The following is a 24,941-nucleotide window of genomic DNA, read 5'->3' as shown; positions in this document are numbered from 1 at the left end:
TCATGCGTCAATATACAGGTGTCGACAAGCTGATTCATTCTTTTGATCAGGCATTACGCAGTCTCGTCCCGGGCACGACATCGGCACAACGTGAAAATCCAGCCCAACCGGTAGAAACACAATTGACGGTGAGCGATGCCCGTCATGTGGCAGGTTTGATGCGGGTCAATCATAGTGGTGAAGTGTGTGCACAGGCGCTCTATCATGGTCAGGCCATGACGGCGAAACTTCCGAATGTGCGTCGTGAGATGGAACAGGCGGCAGTTGAAGAACAGGATCATCTGGCCTGGTGTGAAGACCGCTTGAAAGAACTGGATAGCCATACCAGTCTGCTCAATCCGGTCTGGTACGGCCTGTCCTTTGGTATGGGCGCGCTGGCCGGAATTGCCGGTGATAAATACAGTCTGGGTTTTGTCGCAGAAACTGAACGTCAGGTGAGCATGCACTTGCAGCATCATATCAGCCAGTTGCCGCCGCAAGATGAGCGTTCTCGGCGCATTCTGGAACAGATGAATGAAGATGAGCTGCATCATCGGGATACAGCGTTGAAGGCAGGCGGTGTAGATCTGCCTGCTCCGGTCAAAATCACTATGACAGCTATTTCCAAACTCATGACCAAGACCAGTTATTTTATTTAAAAAGATCGATCCGATCTCAGCCCACGCATTGTGGGCTTTTTAATGTGTCTCAAATTTTGATCTAAATTTATTCGCTAAAGATATGCGATCATCCTTTATTTACAATCCATATAAAATATGAGAAATACCACAGCTTTTCATTTCAATACTTCTTGCTCATTTCCGAGAGTAAATCCAGCTGGATTTCCTGTATTTGCGCCAGCCTTTCCCATTGATGCATTAATAGATGATCGAGTTTTTCATGTAAATGCTGGATTTCCAGTTCGGCTTTTAAATTGATCTGATAATCATTTTGAGAACGTAGACGGTCTTTTGCCTCTTGTCTATTCTGACTCATCATAATGACCGGTGCCTGAATTGCCGCGAGACAGGACAGAATTAAATTTAACAGGATAAAGGGATAGGGATCGGCAGGCTAAGTTACCAAAACAACCGTATTAATCGTAATCCACAGACCCAGAAAAATTGCAAAGCAAATTAAGAATGTCCAGCTTCCGCCAAAAGTTGCAATTTTATCGGCGAGCTTTTCGCCCAGAGTCCACTTTTGCTCTAATGCTGTTTCCACATTTTTAGTAATCAGTTCATGCTGATGCATGCTATGAATCACTTCGACCTCAAGATCTGTGACCTCACCCTTTTCCAAACTTAATAATGAATGTACATACTGCATGCGATAGCGGGTTAGATCTGTCTGACAAATATAATCTTGCGGCGTCCAGACTGGAATATCCTTGCCAATCTCTTCAGTAATGACTTTTCTGACCGTTCCCATCGGAGTAAGATCTTTCAGAAGAAAGTGCTTGCCGCACACCAAACATTTATGGCTCTCATTTTTTTCTTTCATGATAATTCTCTTTTTAAACCAGCTCACTCAGCTATAATTTTTATATAATTGTTTTTATTAAATAAATTTGATCCCTTGGATATCAATTATATATCAAGTCCGTCTGGTCTTTTGAATAAATGAATTTCACCTCGGTTTTATTTTGGATTGATAAAATACTTAACCAAGCGCACTATGATCTGATCATTCAAGGTAATTTTCAGATCGATTCAATCCTACTATCTATACATGACTTAAATTTACTATAATCATAATGATAATAAAAAAGGGCTTCATTGTGCGCCATTCATACCATCTTGAAAAACATTATATCGAACGTGCGGGCTGGCTTCGTGCAGCTGTACTGGGGGCAAATGACGGGATTATTTCGGTCACCAGTCTGGTGGTGGGTATCGCAGCCAGTGGAGCATCCACTGAAATTTTATTGGTAACCTGTGTTGCCGGATTGATTTCTGGCGCCGCATCAATGGCAGCTGGTGAATATATTTCAGTAAAATCCCAGCAAGATATTGAAACCAATGATCTACTCATGGAAGAGCGCGAACTGCAACGCCATCCCACCCATGAATTAAATGAGCTCAAAACGATTTATATACAACGAGGTCTGGAACCCGCTTTGGCACAACAGGTCGCTGAACAGTTGACCGACCATAATGCCTTGGATGCCCATGCCCGGGATGAAATTGGTATTTCAGCACATACCTCGGCTCAGCCCTTTCTCGCTGCATTTTCTTCGGCTATGGCATTTACGGTAGGTTCATTATTTCCTTTAATTTCAATCATGATTCTACCGGAACACTATCTGGATAAAGGCGTCATGCTGATTGGCGTTTTAAGTTTGGGGATGATGGGTGCACTGGCGAGCTATGCCGGTGGAGTGAGCGTCTGGAGAGGTGCAGTTCGGGTGATGCTGTGGGGAATTATCGCCATGTTATTTAGCGCCTGGATCGGATCATTATTTAATGTGTCTGTTGCCTAAATATGGGTTTATTTTTTAGTTAAATACAGAATAGGATTGAGCGGTTCTTCTATTAACATCACTGAAAAATGTTTTTTCGAAAAACTAACGGCTCTAACAAAACTTGAGTTTATTTTAATTTACGTTCAGTTTTAATTTAGACGCTTAAACCTTAAGATCTATGTCTGAGAGGTATTGTTATGGAAACTGCGATCATTCTTGCCATCTTGGTGATCATTATCGTATTGCTGATTATTTTTTATAACAAGAAAAAGTAAAAGCGCGATGATGCATTTTTACTGCTTTGAGGATTTTTACCGAACTTAAAATAAATTCTATGGCTTCAAATCAATCACATATGAATTACCTGTCGGAAAACCATGAAATCCCCATTGGATGATATAAAGAATCACGAGGATTAAAATGACATAAGCCAAGATTTCTCATATTTTTATGTTTAAATTTTTTCTAATCTCATCTGCCCCATCTTCGCTGAATTTTTCTTTTCATATAAAAACAAAAAACTAAATCATAACAAAGCCTGATCTTGCTTGATCAGGCTTTTAAACATTCGTATTGCATAAATTACATCAGCAAAAAATTAGGTGATTTGATTTAAATCAGCTGTTCAACTCTTGGGAAACAATGTAACTCATGCTCGAATACAGGGTCTTGCCAGATATCAAACATGGGAACTTTTACATCCAAAGCCAGGGGCAATTTTTTTTCATTAAACTGCATATGTCGAAGATCTGATCCCCAGGCAATCAGATCTACATCCAGGGTAATTTGATGCGATGGACGTGTCCGCCCTGATGCCTGTTCCAGCTGTTTAAGCAGCTCAATAATTTCTGCACTCGACACCGAACTTTTTAATAGACATGCCGCATTCCAGTAATCGGCGCCGATGCCATCCCGGCAAGGAATCCTATAAATGGGAGAGAACTGGACTTCTCCCCATTCAGAAATACCTTGCTGTGCAGCTTGAAAATGTTGCTGAGGATGACAATTACTCGCTAATGCTAGAGCGAAAATCGTTTCGGTGGCGTTCAAGACGTATCCCTACAGAATTGGCTTGCGCGATAATGGCAGGCTTACGGATCGTAATATTAATCGATTCAATTGCTGTAAAGGTAGTAAAAAGTGCATTCAGCACTAACTTTGCTGCATGTTCAATCAATTCAGGCTGAGCTTCTTGAATGACCTTGGCTGAAATCTCACAAATTTCTGCATAATTCAGCGTATCTGCAAGAGCATCTGAATTTGATGCCTGTTCTAAATCGGTTTGAATGGTCAAATCCAGCATTAAAGGCTGAATAATTTGACGCTCCCAGTTAAAGCAGCCCACGACTGTTTCAACCTTTAAACCTTCAATAATAATGGCGTCCATTGGATTGCTCGAGAATATGATATTTACAACTAATCTCCCTAAATCCCTCTTTTATAAAGAGGAACTTTTATCGCTTATACTTTATCAAGCAGTGAAACACTCCTCCCTGAGCTATTTTAAAGCGCTGCTTTAAAATTTGCGCAAGGAAGGGAGGTCGGGAGGGATTAAATTAATGCTTTAACAGTAAATTCGGATCAATGTCCTGAATCATTTGCAAACGCTGATCGGCATAGATATCGGTATATGGTGCCAAAATTCGCATAAAACGGTCGAAATACAGCATTTGCTTAAACAGCAAAGCAAAGTCGCGCGGGAAGCGGATGCCGTGACGTTCACCCACAGCCACCATATCCATCATGATATCGTTCAGATCAGCCGGATTTGATGTTAACAGCTCCTGAGGGTCTGCCATCAATACGCCACTGAATAAACGCTCAAGATCCGCTGCCAGAACTTTGGTATCAATCTGCACAGCAGTCATACCCATTTTCAGCATGTTCTGTGCCATCAGCTCATAATTGGTATGTTGCAATGAATCCATAAATGCCATACATGCCGTCCATACCTCAGGCTTGAGCTGACCGACAATACCGAAATCAATAAAACCGACACGGCCATCTTCGAGCAGCATCAGGTTGCCTGCATGCAAATCGGCATGAAAACTGTTACACATCATCAAGCTGCCAAACCAAGTATTCATCGCAGTGATGAGTACTTGAGATGGATCTTTGGATACCTTTTTAACCACTTCAAAATCTGTCAAAGGCACACCGTATAAACGCTGCATGGTGAGCACACGACGGGTCGAATATTGATGATAAACCTTCGGTGCAGTCGCTGCCTGATTGTTGGTGATATTCAGGTAATTAACAAAATCATCCAGATTCTGGGCTTCTTCGATAAAATCGACTTCACGCACCATACGGGTTTTGATTTCTTCGACAATGTCGGCCAGTGACGCAAACTTGACTTTTGGTACTGCTTTTTCCAGTAACTTGGTTGCCCAATGTAGGACGTTCAAGTCAGTGTACAAAATGGTCTCTACGCCCGGTTTTTGTACTTTAATCACGACATCTTCGCCAGACACCAGTTTGGCTGCATGCACCTGTGCAATAGATGCAGAAGCTAACGGCGTTTCATCAATCGATGCAAAGATTTCATCCAGATTACGCCCTTCAAATTCAGAGGCCAACACTTGCTGGATATAACTGAACGGCAAGCGTGGAGTCTGATCCAGACAGCCCTGAAATTCTTCTACATATTCACGCGGAAATAGAGACGGCGTACTGGCAATAAACTGCCCCAGCTTGATATAAGTTGAACCCAGAGATTCAAAAGTCTCCCGCATGAGTTTGGCATTGCTTGGCTTTTCAGTAACATATTTAAAGCCCGCCTTTGCCGCAACGACCGCTGTTTCTCCCATGCGGGCAACTGAACGTATTCCATCTAACCAGATATTGTTTTTCATAATGTCTTAGGAAAAATTAATTACATGCAGTGTAGCAAAAAAATATTAATTTGCAGGCTTATCTTGCCTGACAGATCGGACAATCTGTATCTTTTTCGAAAGCGAGAATCCGCTGCTTAAAACTCAATCCATCCCATAACAGCAGTTTTTGTCTGAGTGGCATCAATCCCAAACCCAGATATAACAAGGCATGATGGGCTTGCAAGCTGGCCATCACGTTAGGCGTGGTCGCCAGTACTCCGGAATCTGCACAGCGCAGACTTTCATCGGCCTGATTCTCGGGTGGGAACAGGCAGGCATAGCAGGCCGAATCCCCTTCGAGCATAAAAAGTTGCCCTTGCAGGCCAATCGCCGAGGCACTCAACAAAGGTACATTCAGTTCTACACAGCGCTGATTAACCAGATAACGTGTCGCAAACTGGTCGCAACCATCCAGCACCAAGTCCTGATGCCGAATCACACTGACTGCATTTTCAGCCGTTAAGGCCTGATTCACATATTCAACCTGTACGTTCGGGTTAATCTGGCCCAGCCTTTTGGCGAGAGTTTCTGCCTTATAAAATCCAATATCCTGCGGCATAAATGCCAGTTGTCGCTGCAAATTACTCATCTCGATGGTATCCGGATCGATCAGGGTAATTTTCCCCACGCCTGCGCGTGCCAGAAGTTCTGCCAGTGTACAGCCTATCCCGCCACAACCAATAATGCAGACATTAGAAAATTTTAACCTTTCTTGAGCGTCAATATCCCAGCCATCCAGAAGAATCTGACGGCTATACAGATGTAGTTCAGCATCAGTGAGTTCAAATTCTGGGGAGATGGCATCCATGTTAAATGTAGACAACGTCTTTCCTTGTTTCGAAAATTTTTAACAATGATCGCAAAAATTAGCCTTACTGAAGTTTCTAAAGGCTGATAAATCTCTGGAAGATCAATCTCACAGTCAATTTACAGCATATCAATAAATGGTTCGGCAATCGTTGAGCCAAATAGCATATCAGCTAAACGCTCGGTATCAAGCTGCAGCCGCTATGGCTTGGCAAGATTTGTTGAATCACCTCAATTAAACGGTTCCGGCAAACAGCTCTTTCTCATTTATAAAAGGTGTCAGACCTGAAGTTTTTAAAATCTTTGCTATTGAATTCCCCTGTAAATCGAGCTGTCTTGTTTAGCAATTCTGTAGTCTCTGCCTGTATTTGAGTATGAAAATGTATGAGTTCAGTGAGACCTCAGGCATCTGTCTCTAAATATGATTAATCTGAAAATACCAAGCAATTTTTTCAGCTTTCATAAAATCGTATGGAGAACATACTCAACATGATAATCGTGAAAAATTATGGGAATTGATCAAGGATGTTCGTTATACCATGATCAGCCATTTAACCGACACACATGAAATCCACTCCCAGCCGATGACCATGCTGAACTCCGAGCAGATGAATGAACGTCAAAACTTATATTTCATCCTGCGTAATACCAATGATCTGGTCAAAGCAGCAGAAACAGGCCGTGGTCAGATTGGTCTGTCTTTTGCAAAACCATCAGATGGTATTTATGTGTCGATTAGTGCACATGCTCAGATCAGTACTGACCGCATCTTGATTGAGCAATTATGGAATCCCTGGGCTGAAAACTGGTTTGAAGGCAAGGATGATCCGACTGTACGGGTATTGATTGCTGAAGCGGTCAGCGCTGAATACTGGAATGTGACCGACAATAAAGTCACCCAGCTCTTTAAAGCTTTAACTTTAAAAGGTGGCGTTACCGGTGAAGCGGGTGAGCCACATGCGGAACACCAAAAAGTAAATTTACAAACCAATATTTGGTAATGGATACATTTAGCCTCTTAAGACTAAGAGGCTAAATTTTTGATATATTTAATCTTAAACCTTGTCGTAATTTCAATGTAATTACATCAACAATGTATTTCGCTTAATTTAATTCGTACTTTTGAAAATAAAATCTTGTAAAAATCAGTCCTATCTCTAATTTAAAATTTAACTAGAAAATGCTGTATTTTGTCAAAAAACCACAGGCTGCCATGGCAGCCTTTTAGCACTCAATCAAAAAAACTAACTGACTCGCTTCATTTCTTGAAGTTTGGCAATTTCCTGCTGTTTGAGTAAATTTCGCTGAATTTTTCCACTCGATGTTTTAGGTAAACACTCGACAAATTCAATCTCTTTTGGGTAGGCATGCTTGGATAGGCGTGAACGCACATAGCTTTGCAGCTTCAGCATGAGTTCTTCAGTGGCTGGATAGACTGGTTTAAGTACCACAAAGGCTTTTACAATTTCTGTTCGTTCTGGATCTGGTTTACCAACGACTGCAGATTCAAGCACTTCTTCACATTCCAGCAAGGTACTTTCTACATCAAAAGGCCCCACCCGATAGCCTGAGGTTGTAATGACATCATCCGCACGTCCAATAAAATCAATACCGCCATATTCATTCAGTTTTACAGTGTCACCGGTTAAATAATACTGCCCGACAAAAGACTTTCGATTATGACCGGCATAGCCTTTAAACCACATCAAGGGTGAAGCCGAACAGTCAATTGCCAAGATTCCAATCCCGCCTTTTTCGACTTCCTGATGTTTTGGGTTCAATACCGCAAAGCGATGCCCCGGAATCGCAAATCCAGCTGAACCCACTTTTTTATGATGCTCCAAGCCATGATGATTGGCGATCACCATACCGAGTTCAGTCTGTCCATATTGATCATAAATATTCACATTTAAATCATGATTGAACCACTGGATCACTTCAGGCGTAAGCGGTTCACCTGCACTACTGACCACACGCAAATGCGAACTAATCCCTGCATCAAATTTTTCTTTAAAGCCAAAGAACATCCGGAATGCAGTTGGCGAGCCAGTCAGGTTACTGACTTTATATTTCTCAATGATATGTACAGCATTATCGACGCTAAATCCACGTTCATCCATAATGATGCTATGACCTAAACTGAGCGGGCCCGCAATGCCATAATATAGTCCATAGGCCCAACCTGGGTCGGCCAGATTCCAGAAGGAATCTTCTTCTCGCAGATCTACGGCGTGCAGCATATAGCCTTTAAAGGCCAACAACGCTTTTAAAGGTACAGGAACCGATTTTGCCAAGCCTGTGGTGCCTGAAGTAAACATCATCAGAAAAATATCATTAAATTGGCCACTCACTGGCTCAAACTCTTCTGACTGCTGCTTTAACTCGGTCCAAAAGTCAGCATCCGGATAATGATCTGCCACTGCCTGATGTACGGTCAGAATATTTGGAATATTCAGATCATGCAGTTTCAAGCGCTGCTCTTGATCGGTGACAATCAGTTGAGTAGCGGCTGTACTCATACGATGCTCAATTGCTTTACTTTCAAAGGCAGTGAACAAAGGCTGATAGATAGCACCGATCCGCCAGGTGGCCAAAATAGTAATTAAGAGTGCAGGTGTTCTTGGCAGTAGTCCAGCTATACAATCTCCTGCTTTTAAACCCAGAGAATGCATATAATTGGCCAGCTGTCCTGAAGCAGTTGCCAATTGTTCAAATGTCCACTGCTCTGTTTGACCATTTTTGCCTTCCCAGATCAGTGCGGTTCGGTTTTGGCCAAGGTAACGTCCACAACATTCAGTATAGGCATTGATGGACTCTGCATTTCCAGCCAGATGTTCCTGAACCATATTTTCAAAATTGAAATCAACATATGCTTGTTCTAGTGTCTTCATGACGACAACCTCTATCCTGTTGTATTTTTCAGGCGACCTTGCCTGAGTGTGTCCACTTATCGTTGTTGTTCCTGCTGATTCCATCAGCATAGTTTCTTCACATCTAATTCATGCCTGATGACTAAGACATGAATCATGCTGCTTTATTTATCTTCTGCGTACTGTCTGTCTTTAGCTAATCAGGGTTGCTTGATCCTGGCAATTTCCATATCCATCAACCGAAATGCCAGATTTGAATATCGACCAAAATCTATTTTTTAATCAAAATCAACGTTGACAGACTTCACGCGCAATCACCAAACGTTGAATATCCGATGCACCTTCATAAATTTGGCTCACGCGCACATCACGGTAAATACGCTCTACTGGAAAATCAGAGACATAACCGTAGCCACCATGAATCTGAATCGCATCGGAACAGACCCGTTCTGCAATGGTTGATGCAAACAGTTTTGCCATTGAGGCTTCTTTTAAGCAGGCTAAACCAGCATCTTTTAAAGTTGCCGCATGCAAGGTCAGCTGACGTGCCGCTTCAATTTGTGTCGCCATATCTGCCAGCCTGAAAGCCACTGCCTGATGCTGCACAATTTCTACACCAAAGGCTTTACGTTCATTGGCATATTCCACCGCTGCATCCAGCGCAGCCCGAGCCATCCCGACTGATTGTGCTGCAATACCAATACGACCAGATTCAAGATTGGACAAGGCAATTTTGTAGCCTTCACCTTCCTGACCCAGCAGGTTTTCCACCGGAATCCGGCAGTTATCCAGAACAATCGTCGCGGTATCGGAACAATGCTGACCCATTTTCTCCTCTAGGCGTGACACGATATAACCCGGTGCATCGGTCGGTACCAGAAAACATGAAATGCCTTTTTTCCCTGCCAATTTATCTGTCACAGCAAAGACTAATGCGATCTGTGCATGTTTGCCCGTGGTAATAAACTGCTTGGTGCCATTAAGTACCCATTCATCGCCATCACGTTCGGCCCTACATTCTAAAGAACTGGCATCTGAACCGGCCTGAGGTTCTGTCAAGCAGAAACAACCCAGCCATTCACCGGTGGCCAGTTTAGTTAAATACTGCTGTTTCTGTGCTTCGGTGCCATAACGCTGGGTAATCCCACAAGGCAAAGAGTTCTGCACACTGATAATGGTCGAAATTGCGCCATCTCCTGCGGCAATTTCCTCAAGTGCCAAAACCAGAGAAACATAATCCAGACCTGCACCGCTCCATTCTTCAGCAACGGTCATACCCAGTGCGCCAAGCTCACCCAGTTCTTTGAGTTCTTGTGCAGGAAATTGTGCTGTTTTATCGCGTAAGGCCGCTGTTGGTTTCAGTTTCTGCTGCGAATAATTGCGCATCATGTCCTGAATCATTTTTTGTTCATCATTTAAAATCATTGAACTTCCCTTTCTATATCTATTTTATTTACTTCAAGCTTTTTACTATTGAGATCGTTGGAACGTCAGTTAAGGCGGCATGGATGTCGCCTGCGAAACTGAGATACAGGGATGTATCTTCAGTTTCGCAAAGGATTTTTGTTTCTTTTGATCCTTCAAAAGAAAATGCATGCTTAAACAAAGTCATTTAAATTCAATGAGAAACTGGCAGCTGTGCAAATCATCATGTCCTATATAAATCGAAGACTTATTTAGGCTGCATGCGAATCGCGCCATCCAGACGAATCACTTCACCATTTAAATAGCTATTTTCAAAAATATGCCCCACCAGCTGGGCAAATTCCTGAGGTTTAGCCAAACGTGATGGGAATGGCACCATTTGTCCCAAAGCATCCTGAACATTTTGCGGCATACCTTTTAGCATCGGGGTTTCCATAATGCCCGGGGCGATGGTCATCACTCGAATGGCTTCACGTGCCAGTTCACGAGCCAAAGGTAAAGTCATCGCCACCACTGCACCTTTGGAAGCAGCATAAGCGGTCTGGCCAATTTGACCATCATAAGCGGCGACCGAAGCGGTATTTACAATCACGCCACGCTCTTCTTCACCAGATTGCAGTTCATATTTTGCAATTAACGCCGCTGCATGACGTAGCATATTAAATGTGCCATTCACGTTAATATTCAGCACTTTTTGGAACATCGCCAATTCATGAATACCGTTACGCCCCAGCACTTTGGCAGAAGGTGCAATACCTGCGCAGTTGATCAAACCATTCAGTTGAGCATACGCATTTTCGACATGTGCAAAGAACGTTTCTACGGCCTGCTCATCGGTGACATCTAGCTGTACAAATTCAGCCTGCTCACCCAGTTGTTGCTGTAATGCCTCACCCTGCTCTTGATTCATATCGACCAGAATCACTTTGGCACCGTGTGCAACCAGATGCGTGGCTGTCGCTGCACCCAAACCCGATGCTCCCCCGGTAATCACAACGACTTTTCCCTGAATTTTCATATTTCTTCCCTGATAATTTTCTATTTGAGATACGACTTAATATGCAGAGTAAACAGAGTTTTTATTCTGTACAATTTCCAAATATTGCATCTTGCCTGAGGTATTTGGACAATAAAAATGAGGATGTCACACTGAACATGCATAAGCCTGCACTGGAATATAGCAAAGGGACTATTTCGATCGACTTGGTCAAGGAAGCCTTGCTCGATGCCAAACGATTAGAATTTGATATCTCTACTATTCTGAAAAAAGCCAATATTCCAGCCGAAGTACTCAATGCACCTCAAGCGCGCGTGTCGGTAAGCCAGTTTGCCCAATTATGGACAGTGCTTGCAGACAGCATGAATGACGAATTTTTTGGCATGGACAGTCATGCCATGCGCCGTGGCAGCTTTAAATTGCTTTCAAAAATGCTTATGCAGGCAGATACACTGGAAAAGGCGCTACAACACATTTTGCAATTTCTCAACTTGATTCTGGACGATCTGCAAAGCACGCTTCTCGTTGAGGAACACTATGCCTATATCGTGATTTATGATTTAAAATCTACAAAACGCATGTTTAGTTATGCGACCTATCTGATGCTGATTCATACCTTGATCTGCTGGTTAAGTGGACAACGGATTTTGCTGAATCAGATTCAATTAAAATGTCCTGCACCACTCGATGATTTTGATTATAAAGTCCGTTTTTGTGAACAGATTGAATATCAGGCCAATGAAAACTATGTGCAGTTTGATGCAAGCTATCTGCAACTGCCGATTAAGCAGGATGCTCAATCCTGGTATCAGTTTATTCAACAAACGCCTCACAATTTATTGGTGCGTTTTAAAAATCCTTATGCACTCAGCACCCAGATTCGCAGACAGCTTCTGCAAGTTTCACCGTCAGAATGGCTAGAACTGAATGATCTTGCCTCAAAAATGAATATGTCCGAGGCGACCATGCAACGGCGTTTAAAAAGCGAAGGGGTCAGCTACCAGCAATTAAAAAATGAAATACGCCGGGATACCGCAATCGAATTATTGACGCGTACTGAGCAAAGCTTGCAAGACATCAGTGACCAGCTCAACTTCCAGGAATCCAGCGCCTTTCATCGTGCCTTTAAGAAATGGACTGGAGTCAGTCCGGGAGCTTATCGTCAAAATAATATTAGATAATTTATATAAATTGATACTTAAAAAATATTAATAAAATTTTATTGAAACTTAAGTTCATATTTTTACTATGATTATAAATTTCAAGCCCTGCAGCATATATTAGCAGGACTACACAGTCATCCAGAAAGCTTTGCAATTCACCTAAAAATAGCTTACTTTTCACTCAATTTATAGCACTTTGCTATTGGCTGTACTCCCAAATTTTCTCCTAAGTTGAAGGTATTTTCATGTTAAAGATGACTGATGTTCTTGAACAGAATCTTGTTCAAAACTTCGCCAATGCTTTAGTTCATTCAGCTGATCAAATCTCTGAACAGCTTAATCAAGCTATTTTAAGTGCCTCTGACTCAGCGCTTAAAGATGTTGTGGTTCAGTTCTTTAACCGTGTTGATGCAACTGAAACTGCCGCAGCCTTAGAAATTCCGGCAGATCGCATTGTCGCCCTGCAACAAGGTATTGCGCTCAAAGATGAACAATACTTGGCACATACTGTGAAAGTTGTAGCGCTTTGTCTGGCAATGGAAACCGGTGGCTTAGATCAAGTCGAAGTCTATGACTGCCTGCAAGACTATCCGATGTAATTCTTTTAAAGAATTTAACAAAAGTGATGCTCTGGCATCACTTTTTTCTTTATAGGATAGTAATAGAATGTCATTAAAAATACTGGATATTTCAGATGTTAATCTAAGAATTTAAAAAACCAAAAAAAAAGCGACCAAATCGGTCGCTCTTTTCATAAAGAAGGATTAAAAATTAATGCGGCCACTGACCCAAAGTCACCCGATCATTACCGCCATAATCTTTTACGGTACGGACCTTTTTATAACCGGCCTGCTTAAATAGATGCTGCACGGCATCAGCCTGATCATAACCATGCTCAAGCACCACCCAGCCATTGACGGTTAAATGCTTTTTGGCCTGAATAATAATGTCTTCCAAATCAGCCAAGCCCTTTTTATCCGCAACCAGTGCACGTTGCGGCTCGGTCGCCAGATGCTGCATATGCGCATCATCCGGATCGATATACGGCGGATTTGAAGCAATCACATCAAAGAACTGACGGCCAAATGGTTTCAACCACGAACCCAGAACGAATTCTACATTCTCAATATCATGTTGTTCTGCATTGTATTTGGCTACTTCAAGCGTAGGCGCATAAATATCTGATGCAACAATCACCCATTCAGGACGCTCCGATGCAAGCGATAAGGCAATGGCGCCTGTGCCTGTACCCAAATCCACCACACGGGCATCTTCAGGCAAATCTAACTTTAACACGGTTTCAACCAGCACTTCAGTATCAGGACGCGGCACCAACGTATCTTTGCTGACTTTCAGATCCAAAGTCCAGAATGGTTGTGAACCGGTGACATAAGCCAAAGGTTCACCGGTAGCAATTCGTGCCAGACCATCCTTATAAGCTTGTTCCTGCTCAGGCGTCAATTCCTGATCTTTTTTCATCAACAGATCAAATGAATCAATCTTGGTGATGTGTTCCAGCAACCAGGCATTTTCCTGACGCTCATAACTTTCAGCTTCGCCGCGTAAAGCCAGCGCTTGTAAAATATTCATTATCCACCATTCTGCTGTGCAAGCATGGCCAGCTGATCGGCCTGATATTCGCGATGCAGGCTGTCCAGCAATTCGGTCAAATCACCTTCCATGACCGCATCCAGCTTGTATAAAGTCAGGTTAATGCGGTGGTCAGTCATACGACCTTGAGGGTAATTATAGGTACGAATACGTTCTGAACGATCCCCTGAACCAACCAGATCACGACGCATTTCAGAGGTTGCAGCATCGGCAGCAGCCCGTTTGGCATTTTCTAAACGAGACACCAAAAGTGCCATCGCTTTGGCTTTGTTTTTGTGTTGCGAACGTTCATCCTGACACTCCACTACCGTGCCTGTCGGTAAATGGGTAATACGTACCGCAGAATCAGTTTTGTTAATATGCTGACCACCAGCACCTGAGGCACGGTAAGTATCAATCCGCAAATCCGAGGAATTGATTTCTACCGAAGTATCGACATCGACTTCCGGTAAGATCGCAACGGTACAAGCAGACGTATGTACACGACCTTGCGATTCGGTTGCTGGCACACGTTGTACACGATGCGCACCACTCTCAAACTTCAAGCGACCATATACACCGTCACCATTGATCAGGCAAATCACTTCTTTATAACCGCCGTGTTCACCTTCATTTTCTGACAGGATTTCAATACGCCAGCCTTGATTTTCTGCATATTTACTATACATGCGATACAGATCACCCGAGAAAATCGCTGCTTCATCGCCGCCGGTTCCGGCACGAATTTCCAGATAAGCAGAGTTGGCATCATTTGGATCTTTTGGAATCATCAGAATATTCAGGTCTGATTCAAGCGCTTCAATCAAAGCTTTATTTTCTTTGATTTCCTCTTGTGCCATTTCCTTAAAGTCCGGGTCCGACAACATGGCCTGAGCTGTTCCAATATCTTCTTCAGCCTGTCTGTACTTGCTCCAAACGCTGGTGATTTCTGTCAGGTCATTATGCTCACGCGACAGCTGACGAAAACGTTTATTGTCTGAAATTACTTCTATATCAGCCAATAATGCTGTCAGCTCTTCGTGGCGGTCAGAGAGTTGGTCTAATCGTAAACGTAACGATTCTTTCATTTTTTAAAAAATCTCAAAACATAGGCTGCAACTAAAAACCGATTTAGCACAGCGAAATCAAAAAATTGCGCCTAGTTTAACGATTCTGGCTTCTAATGAACATCATTATTGAGTAAGTCCACGCCGCTATCATTCTCTCTCGGCAGCATTTGTTAACAAATAAGATTAAAAATAGTGGAATTGCCTTTTTTATAATCGATCTTATGCTTATTTCTTGCAGATTTTACAATTCATCAAATAAAGCAGTAAATTATGGAGAAACATCTTCATATTATTCTGGGCATGATTTGTTACATTTTCCACATCGAAATAAATACAGTCCTGTTAATGGACACGGAGTGATGACATGAAACTCAACGCACTTTTAATGAGTACAGTTTTAGCTGCTGGTTCAATGATGGCGGTAAATGCACATGCAGACAGTACAGCACGTGTTGCAGCAGCAAGTGCCTTAGGTAGTGTTGCAGGTACAGCCCTAGGTAAAAACATGGGCGGCAATACTGGCGCTACACTTGGCGCAGCCTTGGGTGGTGCAGGCGGTGCAGCAGTCGCAAGTAGCAAAAAGAACCGTACTGAATCTGCAATCGGTGGTGCTTTGGGTGGCGGTGCAGGTTATACCGTAGGTAAAAATATGGGTGGTAGCAACGGTGGCTATATCGGTTCAGCCTTGGGTGCTGCTGGTGGTGCGGCACTGGGTAACAAGATTGCCAAAGATAAAGCAGCGGAAAAACGTTCTAAACACTGGAAAAAACGTCACCGTTAATTTTCTGGGCTCACTTTAGACCAGACATTAGATTTAATATTAAAGGCACCTTCGGGTGCTTTTTTTATGACCTGCTTATAAGATTCAAATTCATGTAATACATAAATTTATTTACTCAAAATCATGAATAAATTAAGGAGATAAAAATCACAATTCGCCAACATTGCCTTCATGCTGTTTGACGCTTGCTAGATTAAATTGATCTTATCAACAAATACAGCTAGATATATAAAAGGTGTACTCATGAACTATAAATCTCTAATGATCGCTGTCGTAGCAACCTCAGCCATGGGTATGACAGCAGCCAATGCGGGTAATACCACCAATACCGCCTTAGCTTCAGCACTTGGTGGTGTTGTTGGTGCGGCAGTAGGTAATAAAATGGGTGGTACAACCGGTGCAACCATCGGTTCGGCAATTGGTGGTGGTGCTGGTGCAGCAGTTGCAGCAAACAAGCGTGACCGTAATGGTGCAATTATCGGTGGTGCCCTGGGTGGTGGTGCAGGTTATGCAGTCGGCCGAAATATGGCGGGTACCAATGGCGGTTATATCGGTGCAGCACTAGGTTCTGCGGGTGGTTCAGCACTGGGTAAAAAAGTCAGTGAGGATCGCCGTTATGATGACCGCTATGACCGTCGCTACAGTTCAAAAAACTACCGCACGAATGACTATCGCTATAACAACCGTCGTCGTTAAGGCTGCACTCTCTAAGCTTCCCTCCTTAAATAAGCATCTTTGGATGCTTATTTTTTTGCCTGTTATTTTCGTTTACACTTATATCGATTTTTTTCGATATACAAATACAATGCAAAGTCGTATGCTTTTAGTCATGTCTATTTAAGAGTAATACGATGCGTACACTTAACGATACCCGGTTCTCTATCCTCGAACTGGTTCCTGTTCGTGACGATAAGACTATTCAATTCGCGCTGAACCACGCGCTGGAGCTTGCCCAGGCAGCAGAACAACTGGGTTATAGCCGAATGTGGCTGGCAGAACATCACAATATGGATGGCATTGCCAGTTCAGCCACAGCCGTTCTTTTAGGCTATTTACTGGCGAACACCAAAAGCTTAACTTTAGGCTCAGGCGGGATTATGCTCCCGAATCATGCGCCGCTGGTGGTGGCTGAGCAATTCGGAACTTTAGCGACCTTATATCCAGATCGTGTTGAACTCGGTCTGGGCCGTGCTCCTGGAACTGACCAGATGACCATGCATGCCCTGCGCCGTGGCCGTCAGGAAACTGAAGATCAGTTCCCGCAAGATATTCTGGAAATTTTGCAATATTTTAAAGATCCAGAGCCAAATCAGCGTATTGTTGCGACTCCCGGTCAAAGCACGCATGTTCCGGTCTGGCTACTCGGATCGAGTCTGTTCAGTGCACAACTTGCAGCAAAACTGGGCCTGCCTTATTCTTTTGCTTCACATTTTGCCCCGCGTATGCTCGGTCAGGCGATTCAGCTGTATCGTGAAAACTTTGAGCCTTCCGAATATCTGGAACGTCCTTATGTCTCAATGGGTGTCCCAACCTGTGTGGCAGATAGCGATGAAGAAGCAGAATACCTCGCGACCAGTGCCTATCAGCGGGTTTTGTCATTGATTCGTGGTCAGACCTTAAAACTGAAAGCGCCGATAGATTCAATGGACGGTCTATGGTCACCTGCCGAGAAAATGTCGGTTGATAATTTCTTTGCCATGGCACAGGTCGGCTCCAAAGAAACTGTGAAAGCTGGGCTGGAATCGCTTTTGGCCAGATATGATGTCGATGAGTTTATCTTCACTTGTGACATCTATGACACTGACAAGCGTCTGCATAACTTTGAGCTGTTGATGCAGCTTAAAAACGGGCAATAAATGAAAGCGACATCTACCTATTCTCAGCAATGGGTAGATGTTGTATAACTTTCAAATAAAATAGCAACAATCTGTTCAACACCGTCATCCAAACTTTTTCTATTCATTCTTCTCTCTTACTTAACACCACCGCTTTTTAATCATATTTATCTCTCCTGACTTAGAAAAAATAAGCCGCTGTATTTCTGTCAAATAGATGACTGTCTAAGTTAAATTTTCTCCTTTACCCTGCTTCTGGTTTTTGTTTATATCTAAGACAAAGAAAATCAATTATTAAATAAATTCAAGGAAGTCTAATGGCCACCAAGCAAGATCTACACGCTGGCATTTTTGAAAATCATCCCGAACATTTCCAGCTGTTTACCGGAATAAATATCGCTTCTTCCGAGCTTATGAAACTGGATTATTCAAACAAAGATATTGCAATTATTGGTACAGACCAGTTTACCGTTACCCAGCTGGATAAAATTAGTCAACATGCCGGTTCGGTGAAAGTTTTTCAGATTAATCCTGCTTTTGTGCTGCCAGGTTCAGACCGCATTCTGCAACGCATTATTAATCATCCTTTAATTGGTAAAAATCGTCGTCTATTTAACAACCGGATTAAGAGTCTGCTTTCCCTCAGATTTCTGGAAAATCAGGTACAAAACCTGTGGCTAAGACGCCAGTTAATGCCAAATCTTGCATCTTCTCCTAACACCTATCTCAAGTCAGATCATTATTATGCCGCGCTACAGCGGGAAAATTGTCAGCTGATTACCTGGCCAATCCTAAAAATTACTGAAAACAGTATTTGCTGTATCAATGGAGATCAGCATCAGGTCGATATTATTATTCATACTTATTTAGCAGAAGAATAAGCTACGTTGGCAACTCAACATGAAAAATTGATGAAATCTAGAACTCTACACCCAGGATTAATAGTGTACTTATTCAACAAATTGATTAAATAACGCTCTTTTGTATTTTTAATTATGATACTTGATATTTTTTAAATTTATAAAAATCATATATTATTTCTATAAATAAGCACTTATTGGTATTTTTTAGCTATAAAACAGAGCCAAATCAAAGTTTGGCTCTGTTTGGCTTTTTAGCCAATTCGACGTTTTAAACCCGTCATTTGCAAGACACGTGTCGAGATTTCTTCAATCGACATTTCAGAGACATTTAGGTACTTGATTCCTTCCGAAATGTAGATTCCTTCAATGGCACGCAGCTCCATCTGGCACTGGCTAAAGCTGGCATAACGACTATTGGCCTTACGTTCAGTGCGAATCGCGACGAGACGGTCTGCATCAATCATCAGACCAAACAGCTTGTTTTTATGCGGACGCAGTACCGCTGGCAAGCGATTATCGTCCAGATCTTCTTCTGTTAGTGGATAGTTGGCCACCCGAATACCAAATTGCAAAGACAAATAAATAGAGGTAGGTGTTTTACCCGAACGCGACACCCCAATCAGAATCAGATCGGCTTTATCATAATGACGCGTACGCGCGCCATCATCATTGTCCAAGGCAAAATGTACCGCATCGATACGGGCTTTATAGGAGGCAGTATCAGTCACCGCATGGGTTTGACCGACTAAAGTTGTAGGCAACACCTGCAACTCATCCGACAACTTACTGATAAGTCCTTCAAATACATCAAGATTTACGGCATTTGCGGTATTAATAATCTCCCGCACATAAGGGTCGACTAAAGTATCAAAAACCAGTGGTTTTTCACCGTCTTGCAGAGCACGCGCATTGATCTCTGCAACCACACTGGTTGCGGCTTCTTCAGAGCTAATATAAGGGATAATATGAATGTCAAACTTTACATTTGGAAACTGCGCTAATAGTGAGTGTCCAAGCGTTTCAGCGGTAATTGCCGTGCCATCCGAGATAAAGAAAACACTACGCTGAATTTGTTTACCTTCTGACATTAAAATTCTCCTCCACCATTTGTCTTAGTGCTATATAATCTTTATAGTAAACCGATCTTACATGACTGTCGCTTAGTAAAATCAAAAACCTAGATGATTTGCTATACTCTCATGCCAAGATAGTGATTAATACTGCAAAAGTGGAGTAACAACTTTGGAAGCGCGCGTAATTGGTCTGGAAAAATTAGGGAAGCACGACGTTGAACTCGTGGGTGGGAAAAACTCATCCTTGGGCGAAATGATCAGCCACTTATCCAATGCTGGTGTATCGGTGCCAGGTGGCTTTGCAACTACAGCTGAAGCATATCGTGAATTTCTCGAGCAAAGTGGCCTAAACGCTAAAATTAATGCAGAGCTTGCAGCACTAAATGTGGATGATGTGAATGCTCTTGCTGAAACCGGTGCAAAAATCCGCCAATGGATTGTGGATACTCCACTTACCTCTGAATTAGAACAAGAAGTTCGTACAGCATTTGCAGAACTTTCTAACGGCAACCCTGATATCGCGGTTGCCGTTCGTTCATCAGCGACAGCAGAAGATTTACCAGATGCTTCTTTTGCTGGACAGCAAGAAACTTTCTTGAATATTCGCGGTATTGATAACGTGCTTATCGCGATCAAAGAAGTTTTTGCATCTTTATATAATGACCGCGCAATTTCTTATCGTGTCCATCAAAACTTCGCGCATGACGTGGTTGCCCTTTCAGCAGGGATCCAACGTATGGTTCGCTCTGAAACGGGTGCTGCAGGTGTGATGTTTACCCTGGACACTGAATCAGGCTTCCGTGATGCAGTGTTTATTACCGCGTCTTATGGTTTGGGTGAAATGGTCGTTCAAGGTGCAGTCAACCCTGACGAATTCTATATTTCTAAACCGCTGTTAAATGCAGGCCGACACGCGATTTTACGCCGCAACTTGGGTTCTAAACACCAGAAGATGATTTATGGTGAAGAAGCTTCTGCAGGTAAATCAGTGGTTGTCGTAGATGTAGAAAAAGCTGAGCGTCAACAGTTCGCTCTAAACGACCAAGAACTCCAAGAACTTGCCAAACAAGCGCTGATCATTGAAAACCACTACGGTTCTCCAATGGACATCGAGTGGGCAAAAGATGGCGATGATGGAAAAATCTACATCGTTCAGGCACGCCCTGAAACAGTAAAAAGCCGTGAAAATGTCGGCACCATGGAGCGCTATCTCCTCAAACAACGTGGTACTGTGATCTGTGAAGGTCGCTCAATCGGTCAACGTATCGGTTCTGGTAAAGTCCGTATCGTGACTTCAATCAAAGAAATGGACAAAGTACAAGACGGTGACGTGCTGGTATCTGACATGACTGACCCGGATTGGGAACCAGTGATGAAACGTGCTGCTGCGATTATTACCAACCGTGGTGGTCGTACCTGTCATGCTGCAATCATTGCACGTGAACTTGGTGTTCCTGCGATTGTAGGCTGTGGTAATGCCACTGAAGTACTGGTTGACGGTCAGGAAGTGACTGTGTCTTGCGCTGAAGGTGATACGGGCTTCATCTATGAAGGTGCGCTGGATTTCGAAATCCAAACCAACTCGATCGAATCAATGCCTGCTCTTCCGTTCAAAGTCATGATGAACGTCGGTAATCCGGATCGTGCATTCGACTTCGCGCAAATTCCAAACGAAGGGATTGGTCTTGCACGTTTAGAATTCATCATCAACCGTATGATCGGTGTGCATCCTAAAGCATTGTTGAATATTGACAGCTTGCCACGTGAAACACGTGCTGCTGTGATGGCGCGTACTGCTGGTTATGCTTCTCCAATCGAGTTCTATGTAGAAAAACTGGTTGAAGGTATCTCTACTCTTGCTGCTGCATTTGCAGATAAACCAGTGATCGTGCGTATGTCTGACTTTAAGTCAAATGAATACGCAAACTTGATCGGCGGTAAGTTGTACGAGCCAGAAGAAGAGAACCCGATGCTGGGCTTCCGTGGTGCAAGCCGCTACGTGTCTGACAACTTCCGTGACTGCTTCGAGCTTGAATGCCGTGCATTGAAAAAAGTTCGTGATGAAATGGGCTTAACCAATGTACAGATCATGATTCCATTTGTGCGTACTGTGGCTGAAGCAAAACGTGTGATCGAGTTATTGGAATTGAACGGTCTTAAACGTGGTGAAAATGGTCTTAAAGTGATCATGATGTGTGAATTACCAACCAACGCATTGTTGGCCGATCAATTCCTTGAACACTTCGATGGTTTCTCTATCGGTTCAAACGACCTGACCCAGCTAACGCTTGGTCTAGACCGTGACTCTGGTATCGTATCGCACTTGTTCGACGAACGTGACCCTGCTGTAAAAGCGCTTCTTGCTCTTGCAATCCAGGCATGTCACCGTGCAGGCAAATACGTGGGTATTTGTGGTCAAGGTCCTTCAGACCATCCTGATCTTGCGAAATGGCTCATGGAACAAGGCATTGAGTCTGTATCTTTAAACCCGGATTCAGTCCTGGATACCTGGTTCTTCCTGGCTAAAGAAAAAGTGGCAACTGCATAATAGATTTTAAATAAAAAAAGACCCTTTCGCAGGGTCTTTTTTTTATGGGATGAATATTCTTTTATATTTCAAAACGCTCTTCTGAAAGTTTTAAAAATATAAGTTTTTGTATTTTGTTTCTCCACATTCAAATTGTAATGACAAACAAATACCAACAGTAAAATCATTTTTAAAGGGCAATAATTAAAGCGAATCGGATATGTTGAATGATGCACTCAAACCACCCGATCCTTGTTACACTGTTTTTGATTTGAAGCATTTTCTTCATAAATAGGATTGAAAATACTCAATTTATCTATAATCTTAACGATAAGATGGTGTTTGTTTTCAAAATAGAATTCAATACAATCTTAATTCAACCTATTATCAGTTCAAATTTATATATTGAGATTCAGTCTATATGCAGATTTACTTGGCACGAAACAATCAACAAGCTGGTCCATATACGCTCGAGCAATTAAATCAAATGCTTGCCAATCAGCAAGTCATGCTAACTGATTTGGCATGGCATCAAGGCATGGCAGAGTGGAAAGCTTTAGGTGAGCTTACCCAGGGAAAATCGGTATATCAACCTGAGGGTTATGTCGTACCAACCGCAACACCTGACACGCCTTTCCAGAACAACCCGCCTATAACAGTGTCTGGTACGCAACCACGCACCCAAGCAACTACGCAAAAAAATACACTTGCCAGTATTCCCAGCCGTATTCTGGCCAAAATTGTAGACGTGTTACTCTGGTTACCAGCGACTTTTATTCTGACTGGATTCTTCACCCCTGAACAGGAAGTCCGCTTTGCAGAATTGAACCAAGAGTTCATGAATGTGATACTCAACAGTGATGCTGATCCTACCATGGCGCAGCAACTGCAAACCCAGATGTTTGAGATGTTTTCTCAACAAGCCTGGATTGCAACTGCGGTCTATTTACTGATCATGCTGGTGATTCAAGCCTACCTTATTGCCAAATCTGGGCAAAGTATTGGCAAAAAAATGACGAAAATCAAAATTGTAGATGCTGAATCTGGTGAGAAAGTTAGCTTATTACGTGCCTTCACCATTCGTAGCGTATTCTTTATATTTCTGAATATCATCTTCATGCCCTTGAGTTTAATGATTGACTGGGCCTTCGGATTGGGTAAAAAACGTCAGACCCTGCACGATAAACTGGCAAAAACTCAAGTGGTAAAACAATAATTTTGAATCACTTAAAATGGGATGATATTCATCCCATTCTTTCTTACATAACTTTGAAATTGAAATAAAATTCCTATAAATATCCCTAAATCCCGAGCAACAAAATCGGTTTTTATTACAGGCATTTAAAGCGGCTTTAGATATAGCTTAGTTCGTCAATCTCAGGCATAATGCCCTACAACGTAGCGGTGTATTATGATTAATAGGATGTTTTGTAAAAATCAGCCTTTTTCGTCATGTGCACTTTAATCGCTATCCCATATTAAATTAGGGAATGGGACTCTTCACCGAGGTTGTAAAATGAGACAAACGATTTTAGCTGTATTGTCTTTATCTGCGATGACTGCACTCTTGACCGGGTGTGGTGGTGATATGGTACTTCTGAACTCTAAAGGTCCAGTTGCAGCAGGTCAAAGTAACCTGATGATGACTGCGATTTACTTAATGCTGTTGGTGGTTATTCCATCAATCATCATGGCATTATGGTTCGGTTGGAAATATCGTGCATCGAATAAAGACGCAGACTATAAACCTACATGGACACACTCTACTGCGATTGAAATTGTGGTATGGGGTATTCCTGTCATTATTATTGGTATTTTAGCTTGGTTAACTTGGTGGGGTTCCCACAAGTATGACCCATACCGTCCAATTGAAGCAGATAAAGCGCCATTAACTGTTCAAGTTATTGCTGAACAATTTAAATGGATCTTCATCTATCCTGAGCAAAACATTGCAACAATTAACGAATTGCGTTTCCCAGAGAAAACTCCGGTAAGCCTTCGTATCACGTCTAACTTCACGATGAACTCTTTCTTCATCCCGGCGTTAAGTGGTCAGATTTATGCAATGGCAGGCATGCAAACTCACCTTAACTTCTTAGCTGATGAAACGAGTCCAGCTGAAGGTTATCGTGGTTTCTCTTCAAACTATTCAGGCTATGGCTTCTCACAAATGCGCTTCCGTGCACATTCTGTGACTGATGCTCAATTCGCTGAATGGGTTGCTGCAGTTCAATCAGGTAATGGTACTTCAGTAAATCCTGTTGCAGTTCAAAAAACTGTTTTAGACCAAGCTGAATTTGCGACCTTACGTGACGGCAACCGTTCACAAAAACAAATTGATGCAATGGTTCGTAATGCAAGAACAGATTTAGAGAAACGACTTGCTGAAACTGCACAAGCAGAAGGCCCATATAAGACTCAGCCACATCCTGTGACTTATTATTCTTCTGTCGAGTCTGGTTTGTTTGAATCTGTGATTCACAACTATATGAGTAACTACCACGGTGCTGATCATACAGCTCCTGTAGAAGCTGCAGCGACTGATGCTGTTGCTCAGGAAGCATCTGCTTCTGAAGCTCATGTAGCAGGTGAACATGCGACTGCTTCTCAAGGAGAATAAG

At 42.6% G+C, this 24,941-nt stretch carries 22 protein-coding genes and 1 pseudogene; 12 read left to right on the top strand and 11 right to left on the bottom strand.

Annotated features, from left to right (window positions below; translation table 11 throughout):
- The first annotated feature begins 2 nt into the window (after positions 1-2).
- Complete coding sequence (gene coq7 / locus FTU87_RS12675) at positions 3-638, top strand: 2-polyprenyl-3-methyl-6-methoxy-1,4-benzoquinone monooxygenase (protein ID WP_100355338.1); 636 nt, start codon at positions 3-5, stop codon at positions 636-638.
- A gap of 142 nt (positions 639-780) precedes the next feature.
- On the opposite strand, the pseudogene FTU87_RS12670 reads toward coq7, so the two are convergent.
- Positions 781-1,482 (bottom strand): annotated as a pseudogene (locus FTU87_RS12670) (DUF1003 domain-containing protein).
- Between the two features lie 277 nt (positions 1,483-1,759).
- Between FTU87_RS12670 and FTU87_RS12665 the strand changes: the two are divergent.
- Positions 1,760-2,461: a VIT family protein gene (locus FTU87_RS12665; protein ID WP_005097209.1), complete on the top strand. Its 702-nt coding sequence runs from the start codon at positions 1,760-1,762 to the stop codon at positions 2,459-2,461.
- A 594-nt stretch (positions 2,462-3,055) separates the two neighbouring features.
- On the opposite strand, the gene FTU87_RS12660 is transcribed toward FTU87_RS12665, so the two are convergent.
- The 4 genes from FTU87_RS12660 to FTU87_RS12645 all read right to left on the bottom strand — a co-directional run bounded on the left by FTU87_RS12660 (position 3,056) and on the right by FTU87_RS12645 (position 6,127).
- Positions 3,056-3,493: a 2-amino-4-hydroxy-6-hydroxymethyldihydropteridine diphosphokinase gene (locus FTU87_RS12660; protein WP_100355339.1), complete on the bottom strand. Its 438-nt coding sequence runs from the start codon at positions 3,491-3,493 to the stop codon at positions 3,056-3,058.
- Positions 3,450-3,830, bottom strand: coding sequence for a dihydroneopterin aldolase (gene folB, locus FTU87_RS12655; protein ID WP_074383219.1), 381 nt, complete (start codon positions 3,828-3,830; stop codon positions 3,450-3,452). Before folB ends, FTU87_RS12660 begins: the two co-directional genes overlap by 44 nt.
- A 169-nt stretch (positions 3,831-3,999) precedes the next feature.
- Positions 4,000-5,298: an AarF/ABC1/UbiB kinase family protein gene (locus tag FTU87_RS12650; protein ID WP_180097561.1), complete on the bottom strand. Its 1,299-nt coding sequence runs from the start codon at positions 5,296-5,298 to the stop codon at positions 4,000-4,002.
- Positions 5,299-5,356: 58 nt separating this feature from the next.
- The gene (locus FTU87_RS12645; RefSeq protein WP_180097596.1) at positions 5,357-6,127 is read right to left on the bottom strand and encodes a HesA/MoeB/ThiF family protein; all 771 of its coding nucleotides are present in this window, start codon (positions 6,125-6,127) and stop codon (positions 5,357-5,359) included.
- Positions 6,128-6,665: 538 nt separating this feature from the next.
- Here FTU87_RS12645 and FTU87_RS12640 point away from each other — a divergent pair.
- Positions 6,666-7,127, top strand: a complete 462-nt coding sequence (locus FTU87_RS12640) for a pyridoxamine 5'-phosphate oxidase family protein (RefSeq protein WP_257220489.1) — start codon at positions 6,666-6,668, stop codon at positions 7,125-7,127.
- Positions 7,128-7,370: 243 nt separating this feature from the next.
- On the opposite strand, the gene FTU87_RS12635 is transcribed toward FTU87_RS12640, so the two are convergent.
- From FTU87_RS12635 to FTU87_RS12625, 3 genes are all read right to left on the bottom strand, one after another.
- On the bottom strand, positions 7,371-9,017 hold the full coding sequence (locus FTU87_RS12635) for an AMP-binding protein (protein ID WP_180001142.1): 1,647 nt from the start codon (positions 9,015-9,017) through the stop codon (positions 7,371-7,373).
- Positions 9,018-9,284: 267 nt separating this feature from the next.
- Positions 9,285-10,421: an acyl-CoA dehydrogenase family protein gene (locus FTU87_RS12630; protein ID WP_179999463.1), complete on the bottom strand. Its 1,137-nt coding sequence runs from the start codon at positions 10,419-10,421 to the stop codon at positions 9,285-9,287.
- Between the two features lie 247 nt (positions 10,422-10,668).
- Complete coding sequence (locus FTU87_RS12625; RefSeq protein WP_005097220.1) at positions 10,669-11,439, bottom strand: 3-hydroxyacyl-CoA dehydrogenase; 771 nt, start codon at positions 11,437-11,439, stop codon at positions 10,669-10,671.
- A 137-nt stretch (positions 11,440-11,576) separates the two neighbouring features.
- On the opposite strand from FTU87_RS12625, the gene FTU87_RS12620 reads away from it, so the two are divergent.
- On the top strand, positions 11,577-12,599 hold the full coding sequence (locus FTU87_RS12620) for an AraC family transcriptional regulator (protein WP_180001141.1): 1,023 nt from the start codon (positions 11,577-11,579) through the stop codon (positions 12,597-12,599).
- A gap of 227 nt (positions 12,600-12,826) precedes the next feature.
- Entirely contained in the window at positions 12,827-13,180 is a 354-nt protein-coding gene (locus FTU87_RS12615) for a hypothetical protein (RefSeq protein ID WP_180040151.1), read from the top strand.
- A gap of 172 nt (positions 13,181-13,352) precedes the next feature.
- Here the strand turns inward: FTU87_RS12615 and prmC are convergent, their stop codons facing one another.
- The gene (gene prmC / locus FTU87_RS12610) at positions 13,353-14,171 is read right to left on the bottom strand and encodes a peptide chain release factor N(5)-glutamine methyltransferase (RefSeq protein ID WP_180097559.1); all 819 of its coding nucleotides are present in this window, start codon (positions 14,169-14,171) and stop codon (positions 13,353-13,355) included.
- Positions 14,171-15,259, bottom strand: a complete 1,089-nt coding sequence (gene prfA, locus FTU87_RS12605; RefSeq protein WP_180097551.1) for a peptide chain release factor 1 — start codon at positions 15,257-15,259, stop codon at positions 14,171-14,173. The genes prmC and prfA overlap by 1 nt, the downstream gene beginning before the upstream one ends.
- Positions 15,260-15,605: 346 nt before the next feature.
- On the opposite strand from prfA, the gene FTU87_RS12600 reads away from it, so the two are divergent.
- From FTU87_RS12600 to FTU87_RS12585, 4 genes are all read left to right on the top strand, one after another.
- Positions 15,606-16,022 carry a glycine zipper 2TM domain-containing protein gene (locus FTU87_RS12600; RefSeq protein WP_100355347.1) on the top strand — a complete coding sequence of 139 codons (417 nt, stop codon included), beginning with the start codon at positions 15,606-15,608 and terminating at the stop codon, positions 16,020-16,022.
- 243 nt (positions 16,023-16,265) lie between these two features.
- A complete protein-coding gene (locus FTU87_RS12595) occupies positions 16,266-16,718 on the top strand; it encodes a hypothetical protein (protein ID WP_005097226.1) in 453 nt (150 codons plus the stop codon).
- A gap of 155 nt (positions 16,719-16,873) precedes the next feature.
- Positions 16,874-17,878, top strand: a complete 1,005-nt coding sequence (locus tag FTU87_RS12590) for an LLM class flavin-dependent oxidoreductase (protein ID WP_180097549.1) — start codon at positions 16,874-16,876, stop codon at positions 17,876-17,878.
- Between the two features lie 296 nt (positions 17,879-18,174).
- Positions 18,175-18,738, top strand: coding sequence for a hypothetical protein (locus FTU87_RS12585; protein ID WP_005097230.1), 564 nt, complete (start codon positions 18,175-18,177; stop codon positions 18,736-18,738).
- 233 nt (positions 18,739-18,971) lie between these two features.
- Here the strand turns inward: FTU87_RS12585 and FTU87_RS12580 are convergent, their stop codons facing one another.
- The gene (locus FTU87_RS12580) at positions 18,972-19,808 is read right to left on the bottom strand and encodes a pyruvate, water dikinase regulatory protein (RefSeq protein ID WP_005097231.1); all 837 of its coding nucleotides are present in this window, start codon (positions 19,806-19,808) and stop codon (positions 18,972-18,974) included.
- 154 nt (positions 19,809-19,962) lie between these two features.
- Here FTU87_RS12580 and ppsA point away from each other — a divergent pair, with 154 nt between their 5' ends.
- From ppsA to cyoA, 3 genes are all read left to right on the top strand, one after another.
- The gene (gene ppsA, locus FTU87_RS12575; protein WP_005097232.1) at positions 19,963-22,341 is read left to right on the top strand and encodes a phosphoenolpyruvate synthase; all 2,379 of its coding nucleotides are present in this window, start codon (positions 19,963-19,965) and stop codon (positions 22,339-22,341) included.
- Positions 22,342-22,741: 400 nt separating this feature from the next.
- Entirely contained in the window at positions 22,742-23,536 is a 795-nt protein-coding gene (locus FTU87_RS12570) for an RDD family protein (RefSeq protein WP_180085873.1), read from the top strand.
- Between the two features lie 300 nt (positions 23,537-23,836).
- Positions 23,837-24,940, top strand: a complete 1,104-nt coding sequence (cyoA, locus tag FTU87_RS12565) for a ubiquinol oxidase subunit II (protein WP_005097235.1) — start codon at positions 23,837-23,839, stop codon at positions 24,938-24,940.
- The last annotated feature ends 1 nt before the right edge of the window (position 24,941 follow it).

The sequence above is a fragment of the Acinetobacter sp. YH12156 genome, from assembly GCF_013418235.1.
GTDB classification, from domain to species: Bacteria; Pseudomonadota; Gammaproteobacteria; order Pseudomonadales; family Moraxellaceae; genus Acinetobacter; species Acinetobacter pseudolwoffii.
The sequence above is the reverse complement of the archived record's forward strand: the minus strand, read 5'-3'. Positions and strand labels throughout refer to the sequence as shown.